24 protein-coding genes are annotated in these 26581 nt (G+C 47.8%); 10 read left to right on the top strand and 14 right to left on the bottom strand.

Annotation, left to right across the window (positions count from 1 at the left end; all coding sequences use genetic code 11):
* Positions 1 to 110: 110 nt before the first annotated feature.
* Both bolA and V1467_RS04080 read right to left on the bottom strand, forming a co-directional pair.
* The gene (gene bolA, locus V1467_RS04085) at positions 111 to 434 is read right to left on the bottom strand and encodes a transcriptional regulator BolA (RefSeq protein WP_416307530.1); all 324 of its coding nucleotides are present in this window, start codon (positions 432 to 434) and stop codon (positions 111 to 113) included.
* Positions 435 to 604: 170 nt separating this feature from the next.
* Positions 605 to 1222 (bottom strand): alpha-ketoglutarate-dependent dioxygenase AlkB family protein, encoded by a 618-nt coding sequence (locus V1467_RS04080; RefSeq protein WP_416307529.1) that lies wholly within the window; start codon positions 1220 to 1222, stop codon positions 605 to 607.
* A gap of 24 nt (positions 1223 to 1246) precedes the next feature.
* On the opposite strand from V1467_RS04080, the gene V1467_RS04075 reads away from it, so the two are divergent.
* The 6 genes from V1467_RS04075 (at position 1247) to V1467_RS04050 (ending at position 7531) form a co-directional block, all read left to right on the top strand.
* On the top strand, positions 1247 to 2380 hold the full coding sequence (locus tag V1467_RS04075) for a methyltransferase (RefSeq protein ID WP_416308645.1): 1134 nt from the start codon (positions 1247 to 1249) through the stop codon (positions 2378 to 2380).
* A 20-nt stretch (positions 2381 to 2400) separates the two neighbouring features.
* The gene (locus tag V1467_RS04070; protein ID WP_416308644.1) at positions 2401 to 2994 is read left to right on the top strand and encodes a peptidylprolyl isomerase; all 594 of its coding nucleotides are present in this window, start codon (positions 2401 to 2403) and stop codon (positions 2992 to 2994) included.
* 41 nt (positions 2995 to 3035) lie between these two features.
* Positions 3036 to 3782, top strand: coding sequence for a TMEM175 family protein (locus tag V1467_RS04065; protein WP_416307528.1), 747 nt, complete (start codon positions 3036 to 3038; stop codon positions 3780 to 3782).
* Between the two features lie 29 nt (positions 3783 to 3811).
* A complete protein-coding gene (locus V1467_RS04060; protein WP_416307527.1) occupies positions 3812 to 4249 on the top strand; it encodes a nucleoside deaminase in 438 nt (145 codons plus the stop codon).
* A 132-nt stretch (positions 4250 to 4381) separates the two neighbouring features.
* The gene (locus tag V1467_RS04055; RefSeq protein WP_416307526.1) at positions 4382 to 6454 is read left to right on the top strand and encodes a TonB-dependent receptor; all 2073 of its coding nucleotides are present in this window, start codon (positions 4382 to 4384) and stop codon (positions 6452 to 6454) included.
* Between the two features lie 18 nt (positions 6455 to 6472).
* Positions 6473 to 7531 (top strand): PepSY-associated TM helix domain-containing protein, encoded by a 1059-nt coding sequence (locus V1467_RS04050; RefSeq protein ID WP_416307525.1) that lies wholly within the window; start codon positions 6473 to 6475, stop codon positions 7529 to 7531.
* A gap of 45 nt (positions 7532 to 7576) precedes the next feature.
* Here the strand turns inward: V1467_RS04050 and V1467_RS04045 are convergent, their stop codons facing one another.
* Positions 7577 to 9922 (bottom strand): GH92 family glycosyl hydrolase, encoded by a 2346-nt coding sequence (locus V1467_RS04045; protein ID WP_416307524.1) that lies wholly within the window; start codon positions 9920 to 9922, stop codon positions 7577 to 7579.
* Between the two features lie 216 nt (positions 9923 to 10138).
* On the opposite strand from V1467_RS04045, the gene V1467_RS04040 reads away from it, so the two are divergent.
* Entirely contained in the window at positions 10139 to 10837 is a 699-nt protein-coding gene (locus V1467_RS04040) for a helix-turn-helix domain-containing protein (RefSeq protein ID WP_416307523.1), read from the top strand.
* 36 nt (positions 10838 to 10873) lie between these two features.
* A complete protein-coding gene (locus V1467_RS04035) occupies positions 10874 to 11626 on the top strand; it encodes a CPBP family intramembrane glutamic endopeptidase (RefSeq protein ID WP_416307522.1) in 753 nt (250 codons plus the stop codon).
* On the opposite strand, the gene V1467_RS04030 is transcribed toward V1467_RS04035, so the two are convergent.
* A complete protein-coding gene (locus tag V1467_RS04030) occupies positions 11623 to 11937 on the bottom strand; it encodes a DUF6122 family protein (RefSeq protein ID WP_416307521.1) in 315 nt (104 codons plus the stop codon). The genes V1467_RS04035 and V1467_RS04030 overlap by 4 nt on opposite strands.
* Complete coding sequence (locus V1467_RS04025) at positions 11937 to 12134, bottom strand: CPXCG motif-containing cysteine-rich protein (protein ID WP_416307520.1); 198 nt, start codon at positions 12132 to 12134, stop codon at positions 11937 to 11939. Before V1467_RS04025 ends, V1467_RS04030 begins: the two co-directional genes overlap by 1 nt.
* A 149-nt stretch (positions 12135 to 12283) precedes the next feature.
* On the opposite strand from V1467_RS04025, the gene V1467_RS04020 reads away from it, so the two are divergent.
* On the top strand, positions 12284 to 12505 hold the full coding sequence (locus V1467_RS04020) for a TA system antitoxin ParD family protein (RefSeq protein WP_416307519.1): 222 nt from the start codon (positions 12284 to 12286) through the stop codon (positions 12503 to 12505).
* On the top strand, positions 12498 to 12788 hold the full coding sequence (locus V1467_RS04015; RefSeq protein WP_416307518.1) for a type II toxin-antitoxin system RelE/ParE family toxin: 291 nt from the start codon (positions 12498 to 12500) through the stop codon (positions 12786 to 12788). Before V1467_RS04020 ends, V1467_RS04015 begins: the two co-directional genes overlap by 8 nt.
* Before the next feature lie 437 nt (positions 12789 to 13225).
* Here V1467_RS04015 and V1467_RS04010 read toward each other — a convergent pair whose 3' ends face one another.
* From V1467_RS04010 to V1467_RS03970, 9 genes are all read right to left on the bottom strand, one after another.
* Positions 13226 to 14971, bottom strand: coding sequence for a DUF4209 domain-containing protein (locus tag V1467_RS04010; RefSeq protein WP_416307517.1), 1746 nt, complete (start codon positions 14969 to 14971; stop codon positions 13226 to 13228).
* Positions 14972 to 15948: 977 nt separating this feature from the next.
* Positions 15949 to 17301, bottom strand: coding sequence for a pectate lyase family protein (locus tag V1467_RS04005; protein ID WP_416307516.1), 1353 nt, complete (start codon positions 17299 to 17301; stop codon positions 15949 to 15951).
* Positions 17298 to 18236 carry a sugar kinase gene (locus tag V1467_RS04000; RefSeq protein WP_416307515.1) on the bottom strand — a complete coding sequence of 313 codons (939 nt, stop codon included), beginning with the start codon at positions 18234 to 18236 and terminating at the stop codon, positions 17298 to 17300. Before V1467_RS04000 ends, V1467_RS04005 begins: the two co-directional genes overlap by 4 nt.
* 34 nt (positions 18237 to 18270) lie before the next feature.
* On the bottom strand, positions 18271 to 19737 hold the full coding sequence (locus V1467_RS03995; protein WP_416307514.1) for a mannitol dehydrogenase family protein: 1467 nt from the start codon (positions 19735 to 19737) through the stop codon (positions 18271 to 18273).
* A gap of 11 nt (positions 19738 to 19748) precedes the next feature.
* The gene (uxaC, locus tag V1467_RS03990; RefSeq protein WP_416307513.1) at positions 19749 to 21176 is read right to left on the bottom strand and encodes a glucuronate isomerase; all 1428 of its coding nucleotides are present in this window, start codon (positions 21174 to 21176) and stop codon (positions 19749 to 19751) included.
* 23 nt (positions 21177 to 21199) lie between these two features.
* Positions 21200 to 22693 (bottom strand): UxaA family hydrolase, encoded by a 1494-nt coding sequence (locus V1467_RS03985; protein WP_416307512.1) that lies wholly within the window; start codon positions 22691 to 22693, stop codon positions 21200 to 21202.
* Positions 22690 to 24141, bottom strand: a complete 1452-nt coding sequence (locus V1467_RS03980) for a glycoside hydrolase family 28 protein (RefSeq protein WP_416307511.1) — start codon at positions 24139 to 24141, stop codon at positions 22690 to 22692. Before V1467_RS03980 ends, V1467_RS03985 begins: the two co-directional genes overlap by 4 nt.
* Before the next feature lie 171 nt (positions 24142 to 24312).
* The gene (locus V1467_RS03975; protein ID WP_416307510.1) at positions 24313 to 25503 is read right to left on the bottom strand and encodes a glycoside hydrolase family 88/105 protein; all 1191 of its coding nucleotides are present in this window, start codon (positions 25501 to 25503) and stop codon (positions 24313 to 24315) included.
* Positions 25504 to 25547: 44 nt separating this feature from the next.
* Positions 25548 to 26579, bottom strand: coding sequence for a LacI family DNA-binding transcriptional regulator (locus tag V1467_RS03970; RefSeq protein WP_416307509.1), 1032 nt, complete (start codon positions 26577 to 26579; stop codon positions 25548 to 25550).
* Positions 26580 to 26581 lie beyond the last annotated feature (2 nt).

Here is a 26581-nt window from a genome sequence, read left to right as displayed (position 1 = left end):
TTTTAACAAATTCGCAACAGAAATGGAAATATTATTAGCCCCAGGAAGATAAATCGGCGGCTAACTAGAAGTTACATTGCCCGGCTTTCACCGGACAATGCGATATATCCTCAAGAGGCTTTTTTATTCATACCTCCACGACATGCGGGTGACGCGGGTGCACCACCATACAAGCCTTGCCACTCCGAATCAGTGTAAGTATGCAATGCCAACGCATGGATCTGGTTAGCCAGTTCATCTTTTAAAACAGCATTCACCGCGCGATGCCGGCTGATCAGCCGGGTACCATCAAATTTTGGCGTGACCAGCACCACTTTAAAGTGAGTTTCAGAACCGGCAGGAACATTGTGTTGATTGCTTTCATTAACCACTTCAAGATGAGCTGGCTGAAAGTGTTCAATCAACTTACTTTCAATATTAAATTGAATATTCATCCTTAATCCCTCTTTAAATACAACAACTACTGATACTAATTTTAGCTGACTACTGATACTAAATTTAGCTTTGAAATGAACGATTAAACACTTATTTTTTCGCGGGGAGCGGATTTTGAATGATAAGCCACTGACAGTTCAAGTTATATTTTTTCTCAACCAATTTGAGACTAGTTATAACCCTTTTTAATCTGTCGAAAGGTTAAATTGACTCTAGGCTTTGTCACACTTGGGCTCTTGTTAATGCCATGCAACCAATGCTGCTGGGTCAAACCTTTCATTACTAACAAGCTTCCATGTTGCAGCAACAGTTTATGGCTTTGGCGGGTAGTTTTATGCTTAAACATCAAGGCACGGGCTTGCCCCAGACTTACCGATGCAATAATTGGCTGTGGCCCCAATTCCGCTTCATCATCGGCGTGCATCCCCACACTATCCTGCCCGTTCCGGTACAAATTGCATAACACCGAGTTGAATTTGTGTTGGGTCTGTTGTTCGCAAAGTTGACGAATATGCTGCAACGTATCGGTCCAGGGTTGCGGTGTCATCTGCAAACCGGAGTATTGATACTCACTATCGGGATCACCATACCAGGCCTGCAAACGCGGAATTTTGTGTTCTACGCCATACATTTTGATATGATCCTGACGCCAGTTGAGTTGCTTTAATAATAGTGCCAACAAATCATCGGCCTGTTCGACTGGAATAAATTGTTGATAATACTGAATGCTTGCCTGTGGCAAACAAATTTCGCTGTCCTGTTCAAATGCAAGGTGATATTGATCCACATGCGCCCTCAAGCTCAATCACAAATTAATAGCAGTTTAACGCTACAGCATAAAAGCCTAAACCTGTTTCGTTATCCTAAAGCGCTGCAACATAAAAGTTTACAGGCCTGGGATGCAGCCGACGAATATCTGATTGAGTATATCAGCGATAATATTCCGCCAGATAGATTAGCTAACATGCTGATTTTCAATGATGATTTTGGTGCACTAACCTGCTGGTTCCAAAGTTATCAACCGCACTGGTACGGTGATTCTTTTGTGAGCCGACTGGCATGCCAGATGAATTTGCGGGACAACGGTCTGAACTGGGATGACAACCATTTTCATGATGCCCTTAGCCGGCCACTGGCAGCAGAGGTTATTGTACTCAAAATTCCCAAATCGCAAGCTTTGCTGGAGCAACAACTTATCGATCTGCAAAGCGTTGTCACCCGGCAAACCCAGATTATTGCTGCCGGTAAGACTAATAGCATCAGTAAGGCTACCCTGGGTTTATTCGAGAAATATCTGGGCACCACCACTACCTCATTAGCGCGCAAAAAAGCCCGGCTGATCTTTTGTTCAGCGTCGGCTGACAAACAGCACTCATCCCCTTACCCCACAGTATGGACCATGACGGACAGCGGTTTTACTATCAGCAACCATGCCAATGTCTTTTCCCGCCAGAGTATCGACATTGGCGGGCGCTTTATGTTAGAGAATCTGCCTGACTGTAGCGGCAAAACCGTAGTGGATTTAGGTTGTGGCAACGGAATTCTGGGGTTAACTGTATTGGCCCGTTATGCCGATGCCAAAGTGATATTTATCGATGAATCGGCGATGGCGATTGCTTCAGCACAACAGAATGTCCAGACCAATCTGGCTGACAGTATTGAACGGGCGCAATTTCTGCTCAGCAACTGCCTGGAACAACTGACACCGCAAACTATTGATGTGGTGCTATGCAACCCGCCTTTTCATCAGCAGAACACCATCACCGATCATATCGCCTGGCAAATGTTTAACGACAGCAAACAACGTCTTGTCCGTGGTGGTGAATTACGCGTGGTCGGCAATCGTCATCTGGATTACCCACGTAAACTGAAAAAACTGTTCGGTGGTTACCAGGTAGTTGCATCCAATCAGAAATTCAGTATTTTATCCTGCATTAAACGCTAGTCGGAGTTATTACCGTGAACATCAGATCCCTGTTATTTTGTTTGTTTGTTATTAGTCCCTTATGCTTTGCGGCCGCCGAAGACGGTTCGCAAATCCAGCCGGACAACCTGTTTCCCAAAGTAAAACTGGTCACCAGCATGGGCGATATCGTAATTGAACTGGATCGATATAAGTCTCCCATCACGGTTAACAACTTCCTGCGTTACGTCGACAAGAAAAGCTATGACAATACGATTTTCCACCGGATAGTTCCCGGCTTTGTGGTACAGGGTGGCGGTTTTGACCAAGACTTTAATGAACAGCCCAAGTTTGGCGATATTTTTAACGAATCGGGAAATGGGTCAAAAAATGCCATTTATACCGTTGCCATGGCACGCCAGAACGATCCGCATTCCGGTAACCGCCAGTTTTTCTTTAATCTGAACGATAATGACAGCCTGAATCCAGGCAAGCATTGGGGCTACGCGGTATTTGCGGTGGTCTCCAGCGGCATGGATGTGGTGGACAAAATGGCTGAAGTCGAAACCCATTACGATGCCGAATTGGGCTGGAATGATGTGCCGGTAAAACCGGTGATGTTAATCAGTGCTCGCTTATTGCCACAGGAGTTCTAATATAAAACGCGGGACATAACGATAGTGTCGGTGGAAACTGGATGATTAGAGCACACCTGTATAACAAGAAACTGGGTGCCGATACGCTGTTCAGATGGCGAGGAGGAGAAGTCTCGCGTATTGAAGGCTTTTCAGACGGCGTCTTTGCCATTACCATCACCCTGCTGATGGTATCTTCATCCACCTCCGATACCTTGTTTGATATCTGGCTGACCGTCAGGGATCTGCCCGCCTTCTTAATCTGCTTTTCATTTGTTATCTATACCTGGTTTGAACACTACCGATTTTTCCGGCGTTACGGACTGGAAGATATACTGACTATCTGCCTCAACAGTCTGTTTTTGTTACTAGTAATATTATTGGCATTTCCGCTTAAATTTCTGAGTACCTTTTTATGGTATTTGATTATCGATGTGGATACGTCCTCACTGTTTGTTTTGCCAGAGGGATCGAATGGTCTGATTGCGGATTTAACCCAGCGCAAATACATGATGTATTTTTACGGCTTCAGCTTAATCGGTTTATTCGGCGTATTGGCCCTAATGCACCTAAGGGCTTTTGCACTACGCAAAGCCCTGGAGCTGGACAAGCTGGAGATCAGACTCACCACCATTGCGCTGTCACATCAGCTGGTTACATTCTTTATTGCACTCTTGTCAGTCAGCGTTTTGGCAATCACCGACAATCCCGGCGTATCGGGTATTGTCTATTTTCTAATGCCACTTATACACTGCCCTCTGGGTTTCTATCACGGTTACCAGATTAACCAGTTCAAGTATGCGAAATAACCACTCACCAAATTATTTTAAGGAACCCTATGGATAAATTTCTCAACGCCGCAATTGAAGAGGCCAAACAAGGGCTGGCCGAAGGAGGCATACCTATTGGTTCGGTATTGGTTATCGACGGAAAAATAGTCGGCCGGGGACACAATCAACGCATCCAGAAAGGCAGCCCGATTTTACATGCTGAAATGGACTGTTTTGAAAATTGCGGGCGCCTCAAGGCAGCCGATTATCGCCGAGCCACTTTATATTCAACCCTATCACCCTGCGATATGTGTAGCGGAACAGCACTGCTATATGGCATCCCCAGAATTGTCATCGGTGAAAACAAAACCTTTCAGGGTCCGGAAGATTACGTCCGCTCCCGAGGAGTAGAAGTGACAGTGCTGGATAATCAGGAGTGCCAACAGCTGATGGAGGATTTCATCAAAGCCCGCCCCGAATTATGGAATGAGGACATCGGCGAATAATCAGAATTAGAACCCGGTTTGGGATGACGCCACACCGCCTCAGGCTTGACTCGTCGTGGCACAGGTGATTAAATGCGAATTGTTATCAATGACGTTCTAATCATTATCCCTTTTTAGTCCTCAGGAAGTTTTATGTCCCGATTTGCATTATTGCCATTGGCCGCTTTATCTTTTGCTGCACTCGCCAATGACAGCCAGGAAGTAGAAAAAATCGCTGTAACCGCAACCCGCGCCGCAGTGCCAGTAAGTACAGTCCCTGCCACAGTCAGTGTGATTTCCCAGCAACAAATCCAGCAACAATTGACTTTTACCCAGGATTTATCACAGATTTTGGGGAATTTGCTGCCTGCTTTTTCACCCAGCCGCCAAAAACTGACCTCGGCAGGCGAAACATTACGCGGACGTGAACCTCTATATATGATTGACGGCGTACCGCAATCCAATCCACTACGTAGCGGTGGCCGGGACGGCAATACCATTGATCCGGCCATGATCGAGCGCATCGAAGTGATCCGGGGTTCCAACGCCATTCAAGGCATGGGTGCCAGTGGCGGAATTATTAATATCATCACTAAATCAGCAGGTGAAAATGCCCATCAGGTCACGGCCGGATTTTCTGCCCCTACATCTGGTGGCAGCGATAGTCAGAGCATGAAAGCCAGCTATTTATTTAGTCATGGTGATAACAACAACGGCCTGGTGGCCGGTTTATCCTATCGTACAACCGGGATGTATCGTGACGGTCGGGGTGAGCTCATCGGTATTGATTCAACCCAGGGTGATACCATGGATTCGGACAGTCTGGATCTGTTTGTCAAATTCACCACACAACTGAGCCAGGAACAAAGCCTGCAATGGATGGTGAATCATTACAATATTGAAGGTAACGGCGACTACCAACCCGTAGACGGTGACGTTGACAATGGCGTACCTGCGACCTCAATTGAGGGCGCACCTGAAGGCGGTGCGCCACGCAACAGAGTCACCACCAGCTCGGTGGATTATCAGCACCAGAATGTGTTGGGTGGCCAACTCAGCTGGCAATTATTTTATCAGGATTTTGCCGCGCTATATGGAGGCAGTGCCGCCGGCACCTTTCAGGATCCAGCTTATGGTGACAACCTGTTTGATCAATCACAAAACAAATCGGAAAAACTGGGTAGCCGTCTGACCTGGTTTAAAGGCAACTGGGGTGGCAGTCATCTGGATGTTATTTCCGGTATCGACTGGTTACAGGACGAAACCTTTCAGGAACTGGCGATTACCGGACGTAAATGGGTACCGGAAACCCAATTTAATAATATTGCACCATTCGCTCAGTTACGTTATCGCGGTGTTGACAACCTGACTCTGAGCTACGGTGCCCGTTATGAATACGGTAAACTGAAAGTCGATGATTTCACCACCTTAGCCTCGTACAACAGCACCTTTGTCGAAGGCGGCTCGCCCAGCTTTAACGAGTTACTGAACAACGCCGGGGTTGTCTGGCAATCCACGCCTGAACTACGTTTATATGCCAGTTATAGCGAAGGTTTTAGCATGCCGGACGTTGGCCGGGTATTGCGAGGCATCAATGTCGCTGGATTATCGGTCAACAGCTTTCTGGATCTGCAACCGGTGATTTCGGACAACCGCGAAATCGGCTTCGAATATGCTAATAATTGGCTACACCTGCAATCCAGCTACTTTCAGTCAGATTCGGATCTGGGTTCTCGTCTGGCCGCCAATGCGGACGGAATATACAGCGTAAAACGTGAGAAAACTGAAATCAGCGGTTTTGAAGCGGACGCACAAATCTTCATTGATAAGGATGCCACACTCGGCTTAACCTATGCCAGAGCTGACGGTCAGTATGACGGCGATCAGGATGGTATTGTCGAAACCGATTTGGGTGGCGTCAATATTGCCCCTGAGCGTCTCAATCTATACTGGTTACAACAATGGTCAAACGGGTTAAGTAGTCGTATCCAGCTCAATATGCTGTTCGATATGGACTTTAACAGCGGTAATGATTTCGATGGTTATAATACCGTTGACTTAGCCGTCAATTATCAGCATGAACAATACGGCCTGTTTTCGTTAGGAATGGATAACCTGACGGATAAACAATATATCGGTTATTATGCCCAGACCAATGGCGCGGATAACCGCTATTTTGCGGGCACCGGACGCACACTTAGTCTGAACTGGCAGCACGCTTTTTAAATAAACTGAATTAAGTCAATGATCATAAAGTTGCACCGCTGGCTTGGCTGGCTAATCGGGATCTGGTTTGTACTGGTCAGCCTAAGTGGTGCGACATTATTGTATAAAAATGATTTATTGCAGTGGCAATACCCGCAACTGCCTGCCTACCAGACAGTAGAAAATATCAGCCACTGGGGGCCACTGCTTAACCAATTACAACAGGATCGGCGATACCGTTCGGTCAGACTCCCCACCCAGCAAGCCCCTTGGCTGGAAGTAACCAGCCACTCGGGTGATCATTATTACTTCAACGAACAACGACAACAGGTATTGGTCCGTTCACCGCATAGTGACTGGATAGACTGGTTGTATGACTTTCATTTGCATCTGCTGCTGGATGATTTGGGGCACGATATACTGGGTTATCTGGGGATTGCCACGCTGTTGTTAATATTCACCGGCTTGATCCGTTGGTGGCCAAAACATTGGCACTGGCGGTTATGGCGTCTGTCTTGGCGCGGTAACGGGTTTCGTATGGCACGCCAGTGGCACAGCACTTTTGCCAGTCTGTTTGCGCCATTGCTGTTAGTCAGCGTTATTACCGGTACATTGATTATTTATAGCGCTGTCACCAAAAGCAGTTTGTCCTGGCTATTAAATGATCCTGTACCCGTCAAGCCAGTCAAACTGGCTAATCCCTACCCTGTTAGCCAAACTGACTGGTCAAGCATGCTAACCAGCGCACAACAGCACTGGCCGCAGGCACAACTGCGATTATTCCGCCTACGTGCGGGCAATGATGATCCAGTCTCGTTCCGGGCCCGGGATAAAGATGAATGGCACCCCAATGGGCGCAGCGTGATCATGATTGATCCGTCGAACAATCAGATACTGAGCAGTAAATTAGCCAACCAGTTAGGTAGCGGCCAGCAAATTAATAACGGTATCTATCCGTTACATGTTGCTACTGTAGGTGGAAAGCTGTTTAAAATGGCATTACTGGTAAGTGGTGTTGTGCCTGCGGTGCTGTTGGTCAGCGGATTATTTTATAGTCTGTATAGACGCCGCAAACAAGCCACCTCTTTTAACCGTTAAATTGATGGTGAGCTTGCATAAAATCGGCTCACCACCAAGACGGGTTTATATCCCGACGTTAAGCGCCTGAATCTGAGGACGATCCCGAACTGCCGTTGCCCATTTTTTATTCGGTTCAGCCTGCATGGTGATGGAAAGCTTGCCACCGGCCATAATCTCCGCATGAGTCAGGTAACTGCGCCTTAACGGCACACCATTAAGCTGGATGCTACCAATATACTGATTTTGTTCGCTAATCCCTTTGGCTTCCACTTGCCAGCTATTGCCATTGGGTAAATGCATTACCACGCTAGGCAACTGCGGAGCGCCGAGCACATAGGTCAAACTGGTGGGGGTAACCGGATAAAAGCCCAGACTGGAAAATAAATACCAGGCCGACATTTGTCCTAAGTCATCATTCCCCGCCAGACCATCGGGTTTATCCGAAGCCAAGGTATCCATAATCTGGCGGATACGCTGCTGAGTTTTCCACGGCTGGCCGGTGTAGTTGTACAAATAAGCAATATGATGGCTGGGCTCATTGCCGTGGGCATACTGGCCAATCAGTCCGGCGATGTCTTCATGTTCCTTGAATTTTTCGGCATCCAGTGGCTGGGTAAAAAGCTGGTCGAGCTTTTCGCTGACTTTTTCATCGCCGCCCATCAATTCAATCGTGCCTTTGATATCGTGCTGGGCGGCAAAGCTGTATTGCCAGCTGTTCCCCTCGGTAAATGAACCATAGAGTTTGGCTTCTTGTGGATCAAAGGGTGTTTCCCATTTGCCCTGACTGTCTTTACCGCGCACAAATCCGATACTGGTATCAAATACATTGCGATAATTTTTAGCCCGCTGGTAATACTGTTTAGCGATGCTATTGTCACCCAGTGCCTCGGCAAAACGGGCAATAGCAAAATCATCCACACTCATTTCTATGGTTTTGGATACCGACTCGCCCTGTTTGTCCATCGGCACATAGCCCAGCTGCATATAATCATCCAGACCATCGTAAGACCCGTGTTGAGAGGTATTTAACATGGCATCCAATGCCAGTTTGGTATCGAAATTTTTAATCCCTTTTAGATAAGCATCCACAATGACTGGCACCGAGTGATAACCGATCATGGTCCAGGTTTCATTGCCCTGGAATGACCAAATCGGCAACATCTGATCAGGACTTTGCTGGTAGTGCGCCAGCATGGATTGCACCATATCGCCGGTACGTTCAGGCTCTAAAAAGGTCAGCAACGGATGCAATGCCCGGTAGGTATCCCACAAACTAAAAGTGGTGTAATTAATAAAATCTTTGCTCTGATGAATATCGCCATCAACACCACGATAGTTGCCATCTACATCCTGATAAATCGACGGTGCCTGATAGGCATGATACAGCGCGGTATAAAACTGGCGTTTCTGACTGTCGGTGCCCTCAATCTCAAACTGGTTGGTCACCTTGCTCCATTTATCCTGGGTTTGCTTTACCACCTTGTCGAAATCCCAGTCCGGGGTTTCGGTGGCCAAATTGGCTTTGGCGCCAGCACGGCTGACCGACGATACACCGACTTTAATCTCCAATGGTTGCGTGGCAACCTGATCAAAACGGAACACCGCTTTAAGTGCTTTACTTCCGGCGGTATTACTATTGCTGTTAATCAAGGTGCCGGTATGGCTGGGACGATAACCGGGGCGGTTACGATAATGATGGTCATCCTGATTATAAATTTTTACCTCGGTTATCGGCTGGGAAAACTCAATAGCAAAGTACATTGGCCGATACTTGGCCCAGCCATTAGTGGAACGAAACACTGTCAGGCTGCGCTTATCGGGGCTAAGCTGAATATCGCTCCAAAGCACTTTTCGATCAAAGTTATAAATGGACGTAGTCAAATCCATAATCACGTAGCCTTTATCCACATCCCGATAGGTATAACGATGCATGCCCACTCGGTCGGTGGCCGTTAACTCGGCTTTAATGTTTTCATCCAGTAATTCAACCGAGTAATAACCGGCTTTGGCGCTTTCCTGCTCATGGCTGAAACGGGAGCGGTAGCCCTGCTCCGGGTGCTCCACCGGCCCCGGTTCCAGTTGTGGCTCGTGACTCATCGGCATCAGCAAAAGGTCGCCTAAATCACTGTGGCCGGTGCCGGAAAAATGGGTATGACTAAAGCCCTGAATGGTGGTGTCGGTATACAAATAACCGGCACACCATTTATAACTATCGCCACCGGTACGGATCTGGGTATCCGGGCTGAGCTGTACCATCCCAAAAGGCGCCACTGCACCGGGAAACGTATGCCCGTCAGGGCCAGTGCCAATAAACGGGTCGATATAATCAACTGAACCAGCCGCCAGCGTCTGACCAGACAATACGCCGATGGCGCAAGAGAGTAACAAATGAGGAATTTTGCTTAACATAAAAGGGTTCCTGCAACATTGCCGGTTGAGGAATGTCTACCGGAGCAATATTGTTCGAAAAATCATTGAATTAGACAGGCGCTATCGTCAATGTATGGCTGCAAGCTGTCAAGTCTGAAATGCAGTTAATCTTATTCGCAGTTCATCAGTCAGGTTGAACAATCGACCATGCTCTTTTACCTTCGCCCTGGCCGCTTAATTTGTTAGACCCGCAGTATGAAATTACGTCAACGCTTACATCACACTCAACATATTCCCCGCCATAGGCATATCCAGCCCTATGCTGCTGTAGTGCTTGCAGGTGGCTATATGGAGGCTGGCGATCATGGGCGTTGGCGGGTTAGTGCCGGCGATGTGCTGATCCACGCGCCTTTTTCAAGTCATATGGACAGAGTGACAACAGCAAAAACCGAAGTACTGAACCTGTCCCTGTCGATGCAACACGCTCACCTTGGTGGTTATTGGCAACTGGCCGATCCGGATGTATTAGTCACTTTGGCCGAAAAAGATCCGACTCAGGCTCGCCAAGCGTTGCTGCAACAAATACAGCCGGGTAACCTTGGCGAATCCGATCCGGTAGACCAGTTAGCCCGACAACTCAAATTGGCCAATCCGCCTGCCATTAGTGAATGGGCTGCACAGAATGGTCTGCGTCGCGAAACCGTATTCAGACAATTTCAGTCAGCTTATGGGATTAATCCCACCCAATATCGGGTCGAGGCTCGCAGTCATCAGGCCTGGTACCAGATTGTCAGTAGCGCCCTGTCACTGGCAGACATTGCGGCCAATCTGGGCTTTGCCGATCAGGCACATATGAGCCGGGCGATTAAACGTATTAGCGGCTTCTCGCCGGGTTATTGGCGCAACCTTCCTCAATTGCAACATTCGTTCAAGAATTTGGTCACCGCTCCTTGATAAGCTAGCGTCATTCAAACCTGTAGAGTGACTGAGATGAGCCGACTAATCCAAGTTCGTGACGTTAAATTTCGTTTATGGCCGATATTACTGGCTGCGGTAATTATGCAACTGTGTCTGATTCCGGCCCGCGAGCTGGCGCGCTGGATCTACCATCAGAATACCGAATTGCTGTCCGGGCATGTCTGGGCGTTTGTCGGCATGGCGATATTGTTCCAGGCGCTGAGCGGGTTGCTCGGCATTATGGTGATGCGCCACTTTTTGCCTGAAGCGGATAGCCATTTACGTTGGCCTCCTGCTCGTTCCTATGTGGGGCTGGCTATCGTTGTCGGCATTAGCATGGGTGTTATTATGTTGCTGGCTGACTATGGTCCGGATATTGTTAGCCAAACCGCCCCTCAGGCCGCCTACAATACAGATTTATCGGGTGCATTAGGCTGGTTAACGGTGATGATGTCGACCGGATTGGCCGAAGAAACCATTTTTAGAGGGCTGCTGGTCGGAATGCTGGTCGTACTGGTGCCGGGCCGGATTAAAATAGGCCGCATAGATTTGCCGATAGCAGCCTATATTGTGGGGATATTGTTTGCAGTGGCCCACTATCACAGTTTTATCGTCGACCCGCTGCATCTGGCTATTGCGCAACAGTTATATGCCTTTATCTGGTGTCTGGTTTACGTATGGCTGATGGAACGTTCCCGCAGTCTGCTCGCCCCGATTGTGGCTCACGGTTTTGGCAATGCTGTTGAAGTAGGTTTGGTGATACTGATGATGCGAGCCTGGGGTTAAGTAATCCACATTCCATTAGTCATTTTGCAATCTATCGCATCCAGCGCCATATGTATGGTTAAGCCCAGGCCAATCAGTCTGGTTCTGGGCACAAAACATAACAGGATATACAACAGTACCAGCCATAACTGGTGCAAGGCATGAAAACCGATACTACAACGACCCGGGTCATAAACGGGATTGGCAAGCAAATGATCGATATCAACCAGCATGGTGGCCATCATTATCAAGTAAGCCCGCTTCCAACGCTTGGGGAAGAAGAATACCGCCATTAGTGCAGGCACCAGAAAATGCAAAAATAAATGAAACATTAAAACGTATCGTCTTCCGCGCGAACCGATATTTCCGGATACTCGTCCATTGACGAACCAATAGTAAACACAATCGGCCGGCAGCACACCTGACAATCCTCGATATATTCCTGGCTTTCCTCCAGCATTTCTACCGTAACGCTAATCTGCTCGCCACAATAGGGGCAAGAAATCATGGTTTCGATAAGATCGTTCATGATGACTCCTTGGTTATTGGATTGATAACTAACTTAACCGAACACCAAGGATAACTTGTTATATTGTTGATGCGTAGCCCAACGGGCAAATTGCTACATTTGTAGCGCCTTGCTACAATTAACTTTCATTAATTTATCAAGAGGCAATCATGGCAACTGCAAGCGTCAGACTAGATCAGGAGCTAGTTGAAAGAGCAACAATAATGAGTAAAGCATTAAACCGCACCATGCCCAAGCAAATAGAACATTGGGCTAAAATTGGCGAGATGATGGAAGACAACCCCGACTTGCCCTATGAGTTTGTAAAACAGGCAATAATATCACAAGCGGAAAAAGAAGCGGGCAAGCTGGAGCCGTATCATTTTGGCTAAGATTACCACGGTACTGCAGACACAAAATTTTAACAAAGCCGTTAAAAAGCTGCATCAAAACCAGAAAAAAGATTTGGATAGCGCAGTAAAAGTCTTGATGGAAGAACCTATGCTCGGTGAGCCAAAGAAAGGCGACTTATCCTTTTTGCGGGTACATAAATTTAAAATGGTGAAACAGTTAACATTGCTTGGCTACAGCTACGAAGATGGAACCATGGTCCTGGAGTTGATCGCGCTAGGTTCACACGAAAATTTTTATCGCGATATTAAAAAGTCGTACTAACGTCTAAAAATCCGAACTTTATTCCGATTGGTCATCATTAGCGTTCGCCCTGAGCGCGAAGAATGAGCCGTCGAAGGGTGAATAGATCCGTCCTTCCTTCGACTATTCGTTCCTCATGCCTGTCATGAGCTTATCGAATGGCTCAGGACAAACGATATTGGTTTTAACTAGCGACTCTAACTTGCCCTGAACAAAAGGACTTGTTCGGATGACCGAACAGAACGTCCGGACAAGGCGCGTACTTTTTCAAAATAAACACCTCACCGCATCGTGCGCCAATATTAATTAATACGAGAGTTAAACAATGAAAAATAAGCATGATTGCACTTTTCACACCACCAACAGACCACAACACTAAAAAATATCTGACCTGCTAGCGCCGTGCTCTGCGGAAAATTTGGAGCGTAGCGTAAAATTTGTCCGACAGCAGCACCTTGTTAGGCATTACTCTCTCTCACTTGTGCCAGACAAAGCATTACATGCATAACTCTGTCTGCAGTTGAATAATTAAATGCCCCCGCTGGACTGATTCCATGGCATACGTCATTTCTCACATTCCACCCTCTTTGGTCAGTGAGCAGCATTCTGAAATAAAAAGACGTGTCTGCACCAAAACAATTTTCAACACTTTCATCTCTGAGCAGGTCATCGAACGTCCTTAACTGCAGACCACCCTGCCGATTCCTTCGCAATGTTGCACCACCCATCAACTCAACTAGTGTTCTGATCGCAGCTTCTGCCTGGGGAACCAGAATATGGATTGCGGTCATGTAGTCTTCTTCCAAATAAGCTTTAACGCCCTTTTGCACGATATCCTTTTTTGAATCTTCAAATATCGGTGACTTCAGAATAAAGTTCGTTACGTCATCTGCGCTCACCCCATAAACCTCTAAGGTCTTGTTAAACGAATGCCTGAGAAAGAATGAATCAATACCCATATTCTGGGAAAGCTGATGAATAACGTTTCCTTCTAAATCGTCTTCGATACTACCAATAGTTGCTACAGGTCTACCTTTATGGTCTTGCAGAGTTTTGGTAAATAAATAGGTTAGCGGGTGATTCTTGGCCAGCTCCAGCACTTGTTGCTGCACTTGGTCTTTTTTCGGGAGAAACTGTATCGCAATCCTATTGAGGGTCTTCTCAAGGCCACCACTCGTCATGGAATCCAGATACGCATCGAGCTTTTCTCTAGGAATCTCCATGCTGTGAGAAAACTCCTGCATGCTTTCTACAACTTCCGGACCAACCTCCGAAATTTTCTTTGAAACCCTTTCCGCCCCCTCTTTCATGTTAAAGCTGATATAGACATCATGTACGTGCTGAAGCCAAGATGAAGCCTGCATTGCAGCCAAACCTTCACACGCACCTTCAAAACAACGCCCAACAACACCAACCACTCTGGTTACTTCAGCGTCCATTCCTTTGCTGCGATAATAGGTGGCCAGTGGAATACCTGCTGACTCACAAACCCAAGGGGAGCAATCTTTAGAAACTCTTTCCAATCGAGACTCGAGGTCCTCTATTAGTTTTTTCTCTTGAGCTCCAGACAAATCCCTACATTTACCCAACACAAAAAGATCGAAACAAAACCCCCAGAGGCCGGCCTTATCATCTTCTGCAATTCTGTCTTCAAGGTTAATGGCACTCTCAATGCAATTTTTAATCAAATCAGAGTTATTTAAAGCGGAAGCCACTCCATACGCTCTTTTGACTTTCGTAATAGTTTCAGTTGGATGTTCGCATAGATCGTTATCAGTCACGTCAAGAAGGGCATTTACATAGTCGATAGCGATTTTGTAATCAGGCTTTCTGCCTATGGCTGCTTCTGAAAGATCCCACACAAGCCCTGAATAGCGGGCTTTCATTATCGGGTTTTTGGTGTTTTGTGATCGGGCTACCCAATGCTCAACTATATCGTCGTTAACCAAGGAAAGACTCGGGCTTTCGTAGGCCTTACCATCATCGCCAACCCATACCATCATCGGGCCATAATATGTGCCCCAGCCACTCTGTTTATCCAAGTAATCCTCGCAAAACCCAAACGCAAGTCTTTCGGCAATAGCTTCTGGGCTTTGATTTTCTTCGGTAGCCTTATTGATCTTCGAGGAAATCGAATGTTCGCTAGTTTTCTCTTTTGACTGTTCCAGCTGATCCATAAGTCGGGTTAGCTCATCATTCATCATGGCTCCTTGCTTTGATTGCCTAACAATTTAGCTCAACGGCGCGCCTTTCAGCGTCCGATGTAGCTATTTGTTTTGTGTGTATCCGGCAGGGGAAACGGCCTGAACTTTCTGATAGATATTTTGACAATGACCTTCTCCCTGATCTGCCATCACCGCCGATGGGTGGACTTTCCTTACTTGAAGCGGGTTCGCTGTGTCCTCTGCAAGCTCGCTTCAGCGGCACCGCTAACGCTTCAAGCCTGCCAGAAATTGTTCAACCTCGCCAGTCGATTTTTGTCTTTAAACCGCTGTTTTAGAAACCCTGAATTATATCCCTTTGACCATCTACTGGCGCGTCGGCGGCACAAAACAATTTAATAGAAGGAATTAATCCCGTATTCGTGACGGGTGAAATTCCTTCTTTCCTGATTTATTTTTTTAACGGTACTCTGCAAAGTTAATTAAATCAATGAGTTCGATCCTCACCCTCTAATGAGTCAAAAAACAAAGAAGGCTTTTCACCCGCAAGTTTGTGGATACCCGCCTTCGCGGGTATAACAGGGTTTAATGATGAAAAATTTATCCTTCAAATCCATTTATCCTTCGACTACTCGTTCCTCGAGCTCAGGACGAACGGTTTTGGTTTTACCTCCCTTTGCAGTAAACAAAAAACGGGTTCAGATTAGCCTACCGGTATTCGAGACAAGGATGTCGAGAAAGCGTTAACTGAAGGGATGTGGATTTAGCGCGTTATCGGTATGCCTGAACCCGTTTTTTGTGTTTTTACTGCAAGGGTGACGGGGGATTCCAAAGGGGAATCGTCATTTATTCCCCTTTGGCTGCTGTCGCCAGCGCGACGCCCAAATTTAACTTTTATGACTCAGCCGATTTGCGCAGAAATAGATCCAATGTTTTGGGTTTTAAACTTTATGGATTCCGGCTCCAGAACCCTGTCGGAATGACAGGCTTAATGGCAGTTCGCGCAGCCAATAAAAGCCTTAAAATGCGCCTAGCTTATCAATCCATTGCTGAGCGGCAGCGCTATCGTTTAGATATTCTGCCGGAATGGTGCTGGCAGCCGTTGTTGCAAACTCCTGTGCGTAGGCGTCCCAGCCTTTAATTACCTGTAATTCGGAATCGATAATGCCGTTACCGACAGTGGCATTACCGGCGGCGATTTCGGCTAACACGCGCTTGTCGACCGAGTCCTGATATATGCCAGCTCGAGTACGATTGGCCCCCACTTCACCATCCATAATGAGTGTTTGGTAACTGTCCAGTGCGGTTTGTTGCAGATAATCCAGCGGATATTGCGCGTCGTTAAAGGCTTTATTTACCAAGAATTTTTGTTTAATCCGCTCCACCACGGCTTTATCCAGATGTTTTTCATCCTTAATCTTGATTGCCAGCAGATTATTGGCCGACAGGTCATCATGGCCGCTCATCACATTACCTGCGATATAGGCCTGACCGGCAGGCTTGTTATCATCCACATCCCATAACTGGAAAAAGCGCAACGGCCCCTCTGCTGGCCCCGGTTTGAACAGATTATTCACCAAATTAAAACGGCCATTTTCACTGCCATAGGCGCTGTTTTTCGACCAGTTATAGATCACATTATTGCGAATATCGGTCAGCTCATCCTGCTGCTGGTAGGTAGGTTTAAGGCGATAACCGTTAATACGTGGATTACGGCTGGTGTGATGCGCCAAAACATTGTGAATAAAACTGGCGCGCTGGCCACCCCAGATCCCGCCATAACCATGACTGCCTTTGGCATGCCCGGCATTATTCAGGCTTTCACTGACAATACTGTATTGCAGGGTAAAATTAGTATTATTGTAGAAAGACGCCACTTCATCATTGGCCCAGCTCATTGAACAGTGATCGATAATAATGTCGTGATGCCGTTTGGAGGTAACCGCGTCTCCCTGTTCATGCTCAGCCCCCGGGCGGAAACGTAAATAGCGAATGATCACCTGATTGGCATCAATCTGGGTCTCGGAGCCGGTCACCACAATCCCACCGGGCGAGGTTTGTCCGGCAATAGTGATAAAATCCTGTTTGATTTCCAGTGGTTTAACCAGATGAATGACACCCGATACGCTAAACACCACAATCCGAGGCCCTTTAGCTTTTACCGCGTAACGTAAGGTGCCGGGACGCGCTTTGTCGGAATCTTGCAGTGAATCAACCACTATAATCCGACCACCACGGCCACCTTGAGTATATTGACCAAAGCCTTCAGCGCCCGGAAATGCCATTGGCTTGGCTGCCGAGACCGACTGACAGGCCATTAACAATAATCCCGTCAATAAGGCCGGGATTGAGCGCTGAAGTATTAATTTCATAAGGTGTTTACCTCGAGGAAAGGTTTCATTGTTTCTGCCGGTACGATCGCGCCCTTATGGCCTATGACATAAGCCGCTATCTGTGCTGCGAAACTGGCTGAACTTTGTACGCTATGACCGGCAAAACGGGCCGCCAGATAACCGCCGTTAAAGGCGTCACCCGCCGAAGTGGTGTCCACCACATTAGCCACCTGTTGCACCGGTACTATGCTGTGCTGGCCATCCTGGAATATCTGTACGCCTTGAGCACCATTTTTTATCACAATTTCATTTACACCCAGCGCCTGTACATGGCGATGCACATCGGTAACATTGTCATGGCCGTACAGCACCCTGTGATCATCACAACCTGGAAAGGCGATATCCGCTAGTGCATAGGCTTTATCTGTCCAGATCCGCGCCTGTTCAACCGAACTCCACAACAATGGCCGGTAATTAGGATCAAAAATAATCTTGCAGCCATGTTGTTGGCGTAACTGGCTAAGTAAATCCAGCAGGCTTTGCTTGTCCTGTTCGGATAAAATAGCCAGCGAAATTCCGGAGAAAAACAGGTAGTCGCAATCGCTTAACAGCTCGATTCCGCCTTTATTAAGTAACAGCTTAACCGACTGGCGGGCTGCCGAATCACTGCGCCAATATGCGAAACTGCGCTCCCCCTGTTCATCGGTACTGATCATATACAGTCCCAGGGTTTTATCCGGGCTATTCAATACCAGCTCGGTTGCTATGTTTTCCTGGCTGATATTGATAAGTAACTGCTCACTTAGCGTATCACTCCCCACGGTTGACCAATAGCTTACCTGCTGACGCGGGTTGCAGCGTTTTAGATACACCGCGGTATTATAGGAATCACCGGCAAAAGTCTGCTGATAGGTCTGCTCGGCTATAGCCGACAACTCAACCATGCATTCGCCAAAAATGATAATTTTACTCATGGTATTTTTTCTCTTAGCGCTTGTCACAACAGCATCATTCAATCTTGCCCAGTACTGAGTCAATATTTTGCGGATTGAGATCGGCCAATGTCAGATAGGCTTCGGTGACTGCCTTGCTAAATGACTGATTGGCGGCCAGTTCGGCTGGAAATACCTGTGCAATCGCCAGCAGAGTCTGCACATCTTCGGCACTATGACCTGTGCATTTTTTCGCACTCGCCAATAATAAATCCGCTAAAGGATCGGTAATTTGTAGCGACTTGTGCGCCGCATTGACCAAAAAGTGCAGCCATGCCGCCACGCCCGTAGATAACAGACGGATACTGTTATTTTTGGCCAAATTGTCTTTAATGGTTCCAAGCAGCCTAAACGGCAATTTTTGCGAACCATCCCAGGCAATCTGCGCCAGTAGATGACGAATATGTGGATTGGCATAGCGCTTGAGAATCGCCTGAATATATTCTTCCACATCCATTTCCAGCGGTGCACTAAAAGAAGGTTTCACTTCCTCTAACAGCATAGCGCTAATCAGCTTATGCAGTGCCGGATGGCTGACAGCTTCACTAACAGTTTCAAAACCGCAACGCAATCCGGTGTAAGCCAAGGTGGAATGACTGCCGTTTAATAACCTCAGTTTGGCTTTTTCATAACCGCTTACGTCATGGGTAAAAGTCACACCCACTTTTTCCCAATGCGGGCGCGGGCCGCTGAATTCATCTTCAATTACCCACTGACTGAAAGCTTCACGCTGAATCGGCCAGTTGTCTTTAAGCTCAATTGCCGATGCCACTCGCTGTTTTAACGCTTCATCCGTAGCAGGAGTAATGCTATCAACCATGGTATTGGGAAAACAGATATTCGCCTCAATCCAGTCGGCCAGTTTAGCATTCAGCTCACGGGCAAAGGCCACCACGGCTTTGCCCAACTTGCTGCCGTTATCGGCCAGATTGTCACAGCTGATAATGGTCAATGAGCCGAGGTTTTGGTCGAAGCGAACTGCTAATGCTGCGGTTAACAAGCCAATGGCACTATTCGGCTGCTGCGGATGAGCTAAGTCATGCTGGACATCGGCGTGATTGCGATCCAGTAAACCATCACCATTAAGGCAATAGCCTTTTTCGGTTACGGTTAAACTTATAATATGCGTGCTCGGCGCAGTTAAACGCTGCATCACCTGCTCACGCTGATCCCCAAGTACCAGTACTTCTTTAATCGCACCGACTAGCTGATAGGCAGGTTGCTCATCCAGAATCGCCAGAGTATATAAATTGTCCTGCTCGGCCAGATTATCCCGCACCCCTTTGCTGCGCATCGACACACCGCAAATGCCCCAGTCACCGCCATAAGCCAATGCATTATCAGTAAAAACTGCCTGGTGGGCACGATGAAAGGCCCCAGGGCCAAGATGCACGATGCCAATACCGAGTTGTTCACGATTATAATCACTGCGGATTACCGACTCGGGTAACTGATTGATATGACTACTGTTAAGTTGCTGCATAATGGTTGTTATTAATCCAGTTTGTAGGCTGTTTTAGCCAGTCTGTAAGTCAGATCGTGCGCCAGCTCGACACCTTCGTCTTCGTTAATGCGATGCTGGGAAATCAATTCAGCCAGAAAACGGCAATCAATGCGACGGGCCACATCATGGCGCGCCGGAATAGACAAAAACGCGCGGGTATCATCATTAAAACCGACGGTATTATAAAAACCGGCGGTTTCGGTTACCTGATGACGGAAACGTAACATTCCCTCAGGGCTATCATGGAACCACCATGCAGGTCCCAGTTTCAGGCTGGGATAATGACCTGCCAGCGGCGCCAGTTCACGAGCATAGTTAGTTTCATCCAGGGTAAATAGAATCACATTCAAATCCGGATTATTGCCGTATTTATCCAGCATGGGTTTTAGTGCCTGCACGTATTCTGTCGGCGACGGGATATCCGCGCCTTTGTCGCGGCCAAACTTAGTAAATAGTTCAGGGTTATGGTTACGGAATGCGCCCGGATGGATCTGCATCACCATACCGTCTTCAATACTCATTCCGGCCAATTCGGTCAACATTTGCGCACGGAATAATTCCTGTTGTTGCTCGTCAGCTTTGCCGGACAGGCACAGGGCAAACAGTTTTTCGGATTCGCTGTTGGACAAATTAGCGGTGCGTGCAGTGGGATGACCATGATCGGTGGCGGTCGCCCCCATGCTGCGGAAATATTCACGACGTAATCGGATAGCTTGCAAATAACCTTGCCAGTTTTGGGTATCCTGACCGGTTAAATCGGCCAATTTTTTAATGTTATCGGCAAAATCTTCCCGTGAGGCATCCACCACATCATCGGGACGGAAACTGGTGATCACCCGTTTAGCCCATGGCGTATCCTGAATCGCCTGGTGATGCGGCAGAGTATCCAATGCGCCTTCAGTGGTGGCAATAAGTTCAATATTGAATCTGTCCATCAGGGCGCGAGGACGAAATGCCGCCGTGCTCAGTTGCTCGGTAATATGATCATAATAATGATCGGCGCTATGTTCATTGAGCTGAACCTTAAGGCCAAATACATCATGGAAGACGGTATCCAGCCACATACGTGATGGTGTACCACGGAACAGATAATAATGTTTGGCAAAAATACGCCAAATTTTACGCGGGTCCTGCTCGACCTCACCACCATCCCAACGAGGAATACCCAAGGACTCCAGCGAAATGCCCTGGCTGTATAACATACGAAATACATAGTGATCCGGACGGATCAACAGCTCGGTAGCATTACCAAAACTTTCGTCATAAGCAAACCAGCGCGGATCGGTATGCCCGTGCGGACTGATAATCGGCAAATCTTTTATCTGGCTGTATAGGCGACGCGCGATGTCCCGTACCGTGGGATCACTGGGGAAAAGTCGGTCGGGATTGAGTGACAAGGCTGAGGTTGAATTCACCATTTAAAGGCTCCTGTATATATGCATTAGAGAGTCACTCCGCGTTTCCAGATAGCGATTTCTCTGTTCTGATTTTGTTCATTTTGGGTATGCTTGCCGGAGGCAATATCCAGCAATTGCATAAAGAATTGTTCGGCACAGTCATCCATACTGGTGCCTTCCAGCACTTGGCCGGCGTTAAAATCGATCCAGTGCGGTTTACGCGCGGCCAAATCGGAGTTGGAGGAAATTTTTACCGTGGGAACCGGAAAGCCCAGCGGAGTCCCCCGGCCGGTAGTAAACAGCACCATATGCGCACCACTGGCCGCCAGCGCAGTCGAAGACACTGCATCATTACCCGGCGCCTGTAATAACACTAACCCTTTACTACTAACCGGTTGGCCATAATCCAGCACCTGATTGACAATGGCCTGACCGCCTTTTTGAATGGCGCCCAGTGATTTTTCTTCCAGTGTGGTCAGCCCGCCAGCTTTATTGCCCGGTGACGGATTTTCATAAATGGGCTGGTTATGGGCGATAAAATACTGTTTAAAGTCACCAACCAATTCAACAATTTGCTTGAAGGTATCTTCATTTTTGGCACGGTTCATCAAAATCTGTTCGGCACCGAACATTTCCGGCGTTTCGGTTAACAATGCCGTTCCACCCATATGGGTGACTTTATCCGACATCCTTCCCACCAGAGGATTGGCGGTAATACCGCTAAAGGCGTCCGAACCGCCGCATTTCATGCCTAACACCAGATCCGATGCAGGACATTCACTGCGCTTGTCTTGCGCCAGCAGCGGCAACATTTGCTGGATAGCTTCAACACCGGTTTCCACTTCATCACCCACTTGCTGCGAGTTATAAAATTTCACCCGTTCAGGATCATATTCACCGGCGGCATCCAGCAGGGCTGCCATCTGATTGTTCTCGCAACCCAGTCCCACCACCAGCACCGCACCGGCATTCGGATGGGTTAACAGCGAGGCCAGAATGGCACGAGTATCTTTTAAATCGTCGCCTAGCTGTGAGCAGCCATAGGGATGAGTAAACGCCACAAAGGCATCAGCCTGACCGAAAAAACGCTGACTACAAATCTCGGCAATACGCTGGGCGGTACGATTAACACAGCCTACTGTATTGATGATCCAGACTTCGTTGCGAATACCCACTTTTCCGTTGGCGCGTTTATACCCCATAAAAGTCGGCACAGTAGTGCCTGCATCCCGTTGATGCTTAATGGGCTGATACTGGTATTGAGTGCCGTCAGATAAATTGGTTTTCAGATTGTGGCTATGAATATGTTGACCGGCTTTAATTTCGGCGGTGCTACCTCCAATTTCAAAACCATATTTGATGACAAGTTGCTGCGGAGCAATATCTACCAGCGCAACCTTATGCCCGGCCGGAATATCGTCCAACAGGGTTAAATCAAATTCGTCAAAATGTTCGCCTGCCACCAAGTCTTTGGTGGCTACAGCAACATTATCGTTGGGGTGAATCTTTAACAGGGATTTCATTTGAGTGTCACTCATACACTGACAATATCCTTGGCAAGCAGTGGCATGTCCGCAACAAACACCTGGTTCAGTTCCAGTTGCTGCACATGCTCTACCACACTGGGCTTTTCTACCTGTCGGAATTGACAATTCTGCAAAGTTAAATGGCGAATTGGCGCCCGCTCAAAGCCACGGATCACCATCGCATGTTTGGCATTTTGTACGTTTAGATCGGCAATATGGATATCTCTTACCACAGGGTCAAATTGGCCAGCGTCGCCTTCTTCGTAGTAGAAGTTAATCACGATGGCATCCCGGACCTGCCCCACGTCGACGTTACGCACGTTGATGTTTTCAATCAGGCCACCGCGGACCGAATTGGTTTTTATCCGAATCGCCCGCTCCAGCTCGGGACTGCTCATTTGGCAATTTTCCATAAAGATATTACGGGCACCGCCAGAAATTTCACTGCCAATCACCAACCCGCCATGGCCGTCTTTCATCTGGCAATTAGCCACCAGTACATTTTCTATCGGCTTATTCACCCGGCGACCGTCGGCATTACGCCCTGACTTGAGCGCGATACAATCGTCGCCAGTGTCAAACAGACAATCTTCGATTAATACCCGGTTACAGGATTCGGGATCGCAGCCGTCATTGTTGGGTCCGTGGCTGCGACAAGTAACGCCGCGCACGGTGACATCTTCGCTGAGCACCGGATTAATCAGCCAAAATGGGGAGTTGATAATGGTGACACCTTCAATCAGCACGCGTTGACACAAATATGGCTGCAACAATGGCGGCCTTAAATAGCCACCATCGGCATAAACACGTTGCTCCGGCGGTACGCCCTGCTCAACATCTTGCTGTAATCTGTCTCGCGCCGGTTTCTGGGTGATTTCCACCGGATCTTGCCGCCAATGCGCGTGCTTGTTTTGGCCTTTCCACGGCCACCAGGTATTGTCATCTGCCTGGCCATCCAGTACACCCTCACCTGTCACGGCAATATTATGTTGTTGATAAGCATAAATCAGAGGCGAGTAACCCATCATTTCCATGCCTTCCCAACGGGTAAATACCGCCGGGAGATACCGCGCAGGCTCAGTGCTAAATGCAATTATCGCGTCTTTTTGCAGGTGCAGATTAACGTTGGATTTAAGATGAATAGGGCCGGTCAGATAACGCCCTGCCGGTACCACCACACGTCCACCACCGGCTTGATGACAAGCTGCAATCGCAGCTTCAAATGCTGCCGTATTGTCGTATTGCGGCTCGGCCTTGCCACCGAAATCGGTCAATACAAAGTCACGATCAGCAAAACTGGTTTGCTGAACAGAATTCCGAATACTTTCTGCCATCGTCCAGCGACTGTCGGCTGTTTCAGCCGACATCTGTCCCGACGGGGAATTTTTGCTACAACCCGGCAACGCTGCCGCGACTGCGGTTGCCAAAAGCGTTTTCAGAAATAATCGGCGTTGCATCATAAGTGCAAACTCCTGTTGCTTGTTACCAGCAGAGTACCCGACATAGCAATCTGCCGCTGTTTTAATGTCATCTTTGCCACCGGTGGCATTTTACGTTAGACCTGCCATTTCGTCAAACCGGCCCGCCGATTAGTTACTTTTTATTAACATTTGAAACAATTGCCGGTTCTATCAACGATTCAACTCTAAACTGGCCATAATAAAGGGGCCGGTGGCTTTGGGATCGTTGTCCCGTTTCATTTCATTGACGTAATAGTCATAGCTGCCTGAGCGATAAGGTTCGCCTCCCAATCCGGCAACGGCACAAACCTGGGTGATATTGACCAGTCCATCATCAACTTTAATCAGCTTGTCCAACAAACCTTGATAGCCTTTCTCGGCAACTTGCATATATTGTTGGTCCAGATAGCCATGATTAACGCCTTTAGCCAAGGCATACACCAACATACTCGTGCCGGATGCTTCCAGATAGTTACCTTTTCGATCACCCTGATCGGTAACCTGATACCACAAGCCTGACTTATCCTGCACCTTAGTCACCGCTGCGGCCAGACTTTGCAAGCTTTCAATCAGGAACTCCCGATCTTTGTGACCTTTGGGGAAATAATCCAGTACGTCCACCAGTGCCATGGCATACCAGCCTAACGAACGTGACCAGAAATTAGGTGAAGTACCGGTTTTGGGATCGGCCCATTTCTGTTGGCGACTCTCGTCCCAACCGTGATACAACAAACCGGTTTTCGCATCTTTGGCGTGTTGTTCAATCAAGCGGAATTGCGTGACAATATCATCGAAGGTATTTTTGTCTTCTGCAAACCACTGAGCGTATTCGGCGTAAAAAGGGGCGCCCATGTACAGTCCATCCAGCCACATCTGGAACGGATAGCGCTTTTTGTGCCAAAAACCACCTTCCGAGGTGCGAGGCATACCGGCAAGCTGCTCACGCATAATATGCATGGCCCGCATATAACGCGGATCCTGAGTTTGTTCATACAGGAAAAACAGAATTTTACCGGCGTTGATCATGTCGATATTGTAATCAGCCATCTTGTAACCGCGAATATCGCCTTTCTCGTCAATCAGCAGGTCAGCATAATTCTTGATATAGGCCAGTAACTCGGGATCAGGTTGTTTTTCATATAACTTGCTCACCGCCAGTAATACCAGCCCCTGGGTGTAGTTCCACTTGGGCTTTTTGGCTTCTTCCATGCTCCAGGCTTCGGGATGGCGTTTGATTTCGGACCGCACCATACGTTCGGCCCAACTTTGTTTTTCTTGCTGGGCTGCCAGCGTTTGATTCGCCAGCATTAACGTCAGTAATAACGTTGCGCAGCAGGCTTTTGTCAGGGTCATTATTTTCATCTACAGATCCTTAATTTATTACCGCCCGCAACTCTAACGCACCGTTATGGCTTGGAGTGGGGGGCAGTTGATTCACGTATAATTAAATGGGGTTTGACCAGAAAATCCTTGTCGGCAGTTTGGGTCAGATTTTTTTCAATTGACTGAATAATTTTTTGGGTGGCCAGTGTTGCCATGGCTCCGACCGGTCGCTGGATGGTGGTTAGCGACGGAATAATTCTGGACGCCAGCAAGTTATCATCGAACCCGGCTACCGACAGCTCACCCGGCACGCTAATACCAAGACTGTGAGCCACCTTCAATACGCCAGCCGCCATTTCATCGTTGTTGGCAAAAATGGCGGTAGGCCGTTTTGACTGGCTCAGGATGTTACGGGCGCAATCAATGCCCCCCTGATAACTGTTGTTACCTTCATAAACCTGTGACTCGGACAGCGACAGCCCCAGTTCCTGCAAGGTATCGCGAAAACCTTCCAGTCGCTCGATGGCAGAGTAGTAATTCAGTGGCCCGGTGATAAAAGCGATATCTTTGTGTCCCAGCGACACCAGATAACGAGCCATTTCGCCCATCGCAGCACGATCATCGGAGACCACAATATTCATATGATCATCCAGATCCACCGACGCCATGCGTACATAACAATGTGAACCTTCGCGCAACGCCGCAGCCAGGTCTCTGGATTCCGATACTGGCGGCAATACGATAACGCCATCAATATTGGAACGGCGGATAAAACCAAGACAATTTTCTACCAGATTGGGACTACGATATTGACAAGGATGTACTACCAACTCATAACCACGACGGGAGCAGACATCCAGCACCCCGCGTTGTACCTGATCGATATACAAGGCATCCGGGTTATCGTAGATCAAACCTAATAGATACGAACGGCTTGAGGCGAGTCCGCGCGCCTGTTTGTCTGGCGAATAGTCCAGCCTGTCGATAACATTCTGGATCAAAAGTTGGGTTTTTTTACCCACATTTTCAGAACCGTTGATTACCCGCGACACAGTGCGCTTGGATACGCCTGCTTCTCTGGCAACATCGTTAATTGTCGGTTTTTTATCGCTCATTT

It is taken from the genome of Neptunicella plasticusilytica (assembly GCF_047922965.1).
Taxonomy (GTDB): domain Bacteria; phylum Pseudomonadota; class Gammaproteobacteria; order Enterobacterales; family Alteromonadaceae; genus Neptunicella; species Neptunicella plasticusilytica.
Note: the sequence above shows the minus strand (reverse complement) of the source record. Positions and strands in the feature narration are given on the sequence as shown.

Excerpts from the sequence above, each read along its gene's own strand:
- V1467_RS04040 (WP_416307523.1), top strand. The coding sequence starts at position 10,139 with ATGAAATTACGTCAACGCTTACATCACACTCAACATATTCCCCGCCAT.
- uxaC (WP_416307513.1), bottom strand. The coding sequence starts at position 21,176 with ATGGTGAATTCAACCTCAGCCTTGTCACTCAATCCCGACCGACTTTTC.
- V1467_RS04035 (WP_416307522.1), top strand. The coding sequence starts at position 10,874 with ATGAGCCGACTAATCCAAGTTCGTGACGTTAAATTTCGTTTATGGCCG.
- V1467_RS04025 (WP_416307520.1), bottom strand. The coding sequence starts at position 12,134 with ATGAACGATCTTATCGAAACCATGATTTCTTGCCCCTATTGTGGCGAG.
- V1467_RS04010 (WP_416307517.1), bottom strand. The coding sequence starts at position 14,971 with ATGATGAATGATGAGCTAACCCGACTTATGGATCAGCTGGAACAGTCA.
- V1467_RS04060 (WP_416307527.1), top strand. The coding sequence starts at position 3,812 with ATGGATAAATTTCTCAACGCCGCAATTGAAGAGGCCAAACAAGGGCTG.
- V1467_RS04065 (WP_416307528.1), top strand. The coding sequence starts at position 3,036 with ATGATTAGAGCACACCTGTATAACAAGAAACTGGGTGCCGATACGCTG.
- V1467_RS04000 (WP_416307515.1), bottom strand. The coding sequence starts at position 18,236 with ATGAGTAAAATTATCATTTTTGGCGAATGCATGGTTGAGTTGTCGGCT.
- V1467_RS03970 (WP_416307509.1), bottom strand. The coding sequence starts at position 26,579 with ATGAGCGATAAAAAACCGACAATTAACGATGTTGCCAGAGAAGCAGGC.
- V1467_RS04030 (WP_416307521.1), bottom strand. The coding sequence starts at position 11,937 with ATGTTTCATTTATTTTTGCATTTTCTGGTGCCTGCACTAATGGCGGTA.
- V1467_RS03980 (WP_416307511.1), bottom strand. The coding sequence starts at position 24,141 with ATGATGCAACGCCGATTATTTCTGAAAACGCTTTTGGCAACCGCAGTC.
- V1467_RS04005 (WP_416307516.1), bottom strand. The coding sequence starts at position 17,301 with ATGAAATTAATACTTCAGCGCTCAATCCCGGCCTTATTGACGGGATTA.
- V1467_RS03975 (WP_416307510.1), bottom strand. The coding sequence starts at position 25,503 with ATGAAAATAATGACCCTGACAAAAGCCTGCTGCGCAACGTTATTACTG.
- V1467_RS03995 (WP_416307514.1), bottom strand. The coding sequence starts at position 19,737 with ATGCAGCAACTTAACAGTAGTCATATCAATCAGTTACCCGAGTCGGTA.
- V1467_RS04020 (WP_416307519.1), top strand. The coding sequence starts at position 12,284 with ATGGCAACTGCAAGCGTCAGACTAGATCAGGAGCTAGTTGAAAGAGCA.
- V1467_RS04055 (WP_416307526.1), top strand. The coding sequence starts at position 4,382 with ATGTCCCGATTTGCATTATTGCCATTGGCCGCTTTATCTTTTGCTGCA.
- V1467_RS03985 (WP_416307512.1), bottom strand. The coding sequence starts at position 22,693 with ATGAGTGACACTCAAATGAAATCCCTGTTAAAGATTCACCCCAACGAT.
- V1467_RS04045 (WP_416307524.1), bottom strand. The coding sequence starts at position 9,922 with ATGTTAAGCAAAATTCCTCATTTGTTACTCTCTTGCGCCATCGGCGTA.
- bolA (WP_416307530.1), bottom strand. The coding sequence starts at position 434 with ATGAATATTCAATTTAATATTGAAAGTAAGTTGATTGAACACTTTCAG.
- V1467_RS04050 (WP_416307525.1), top strand. The coding sequence starts at position 6,473 with ATGATCATAAAGTTGCACCGCTGGCTTGGCTGGCTAATCGGGATCTGG.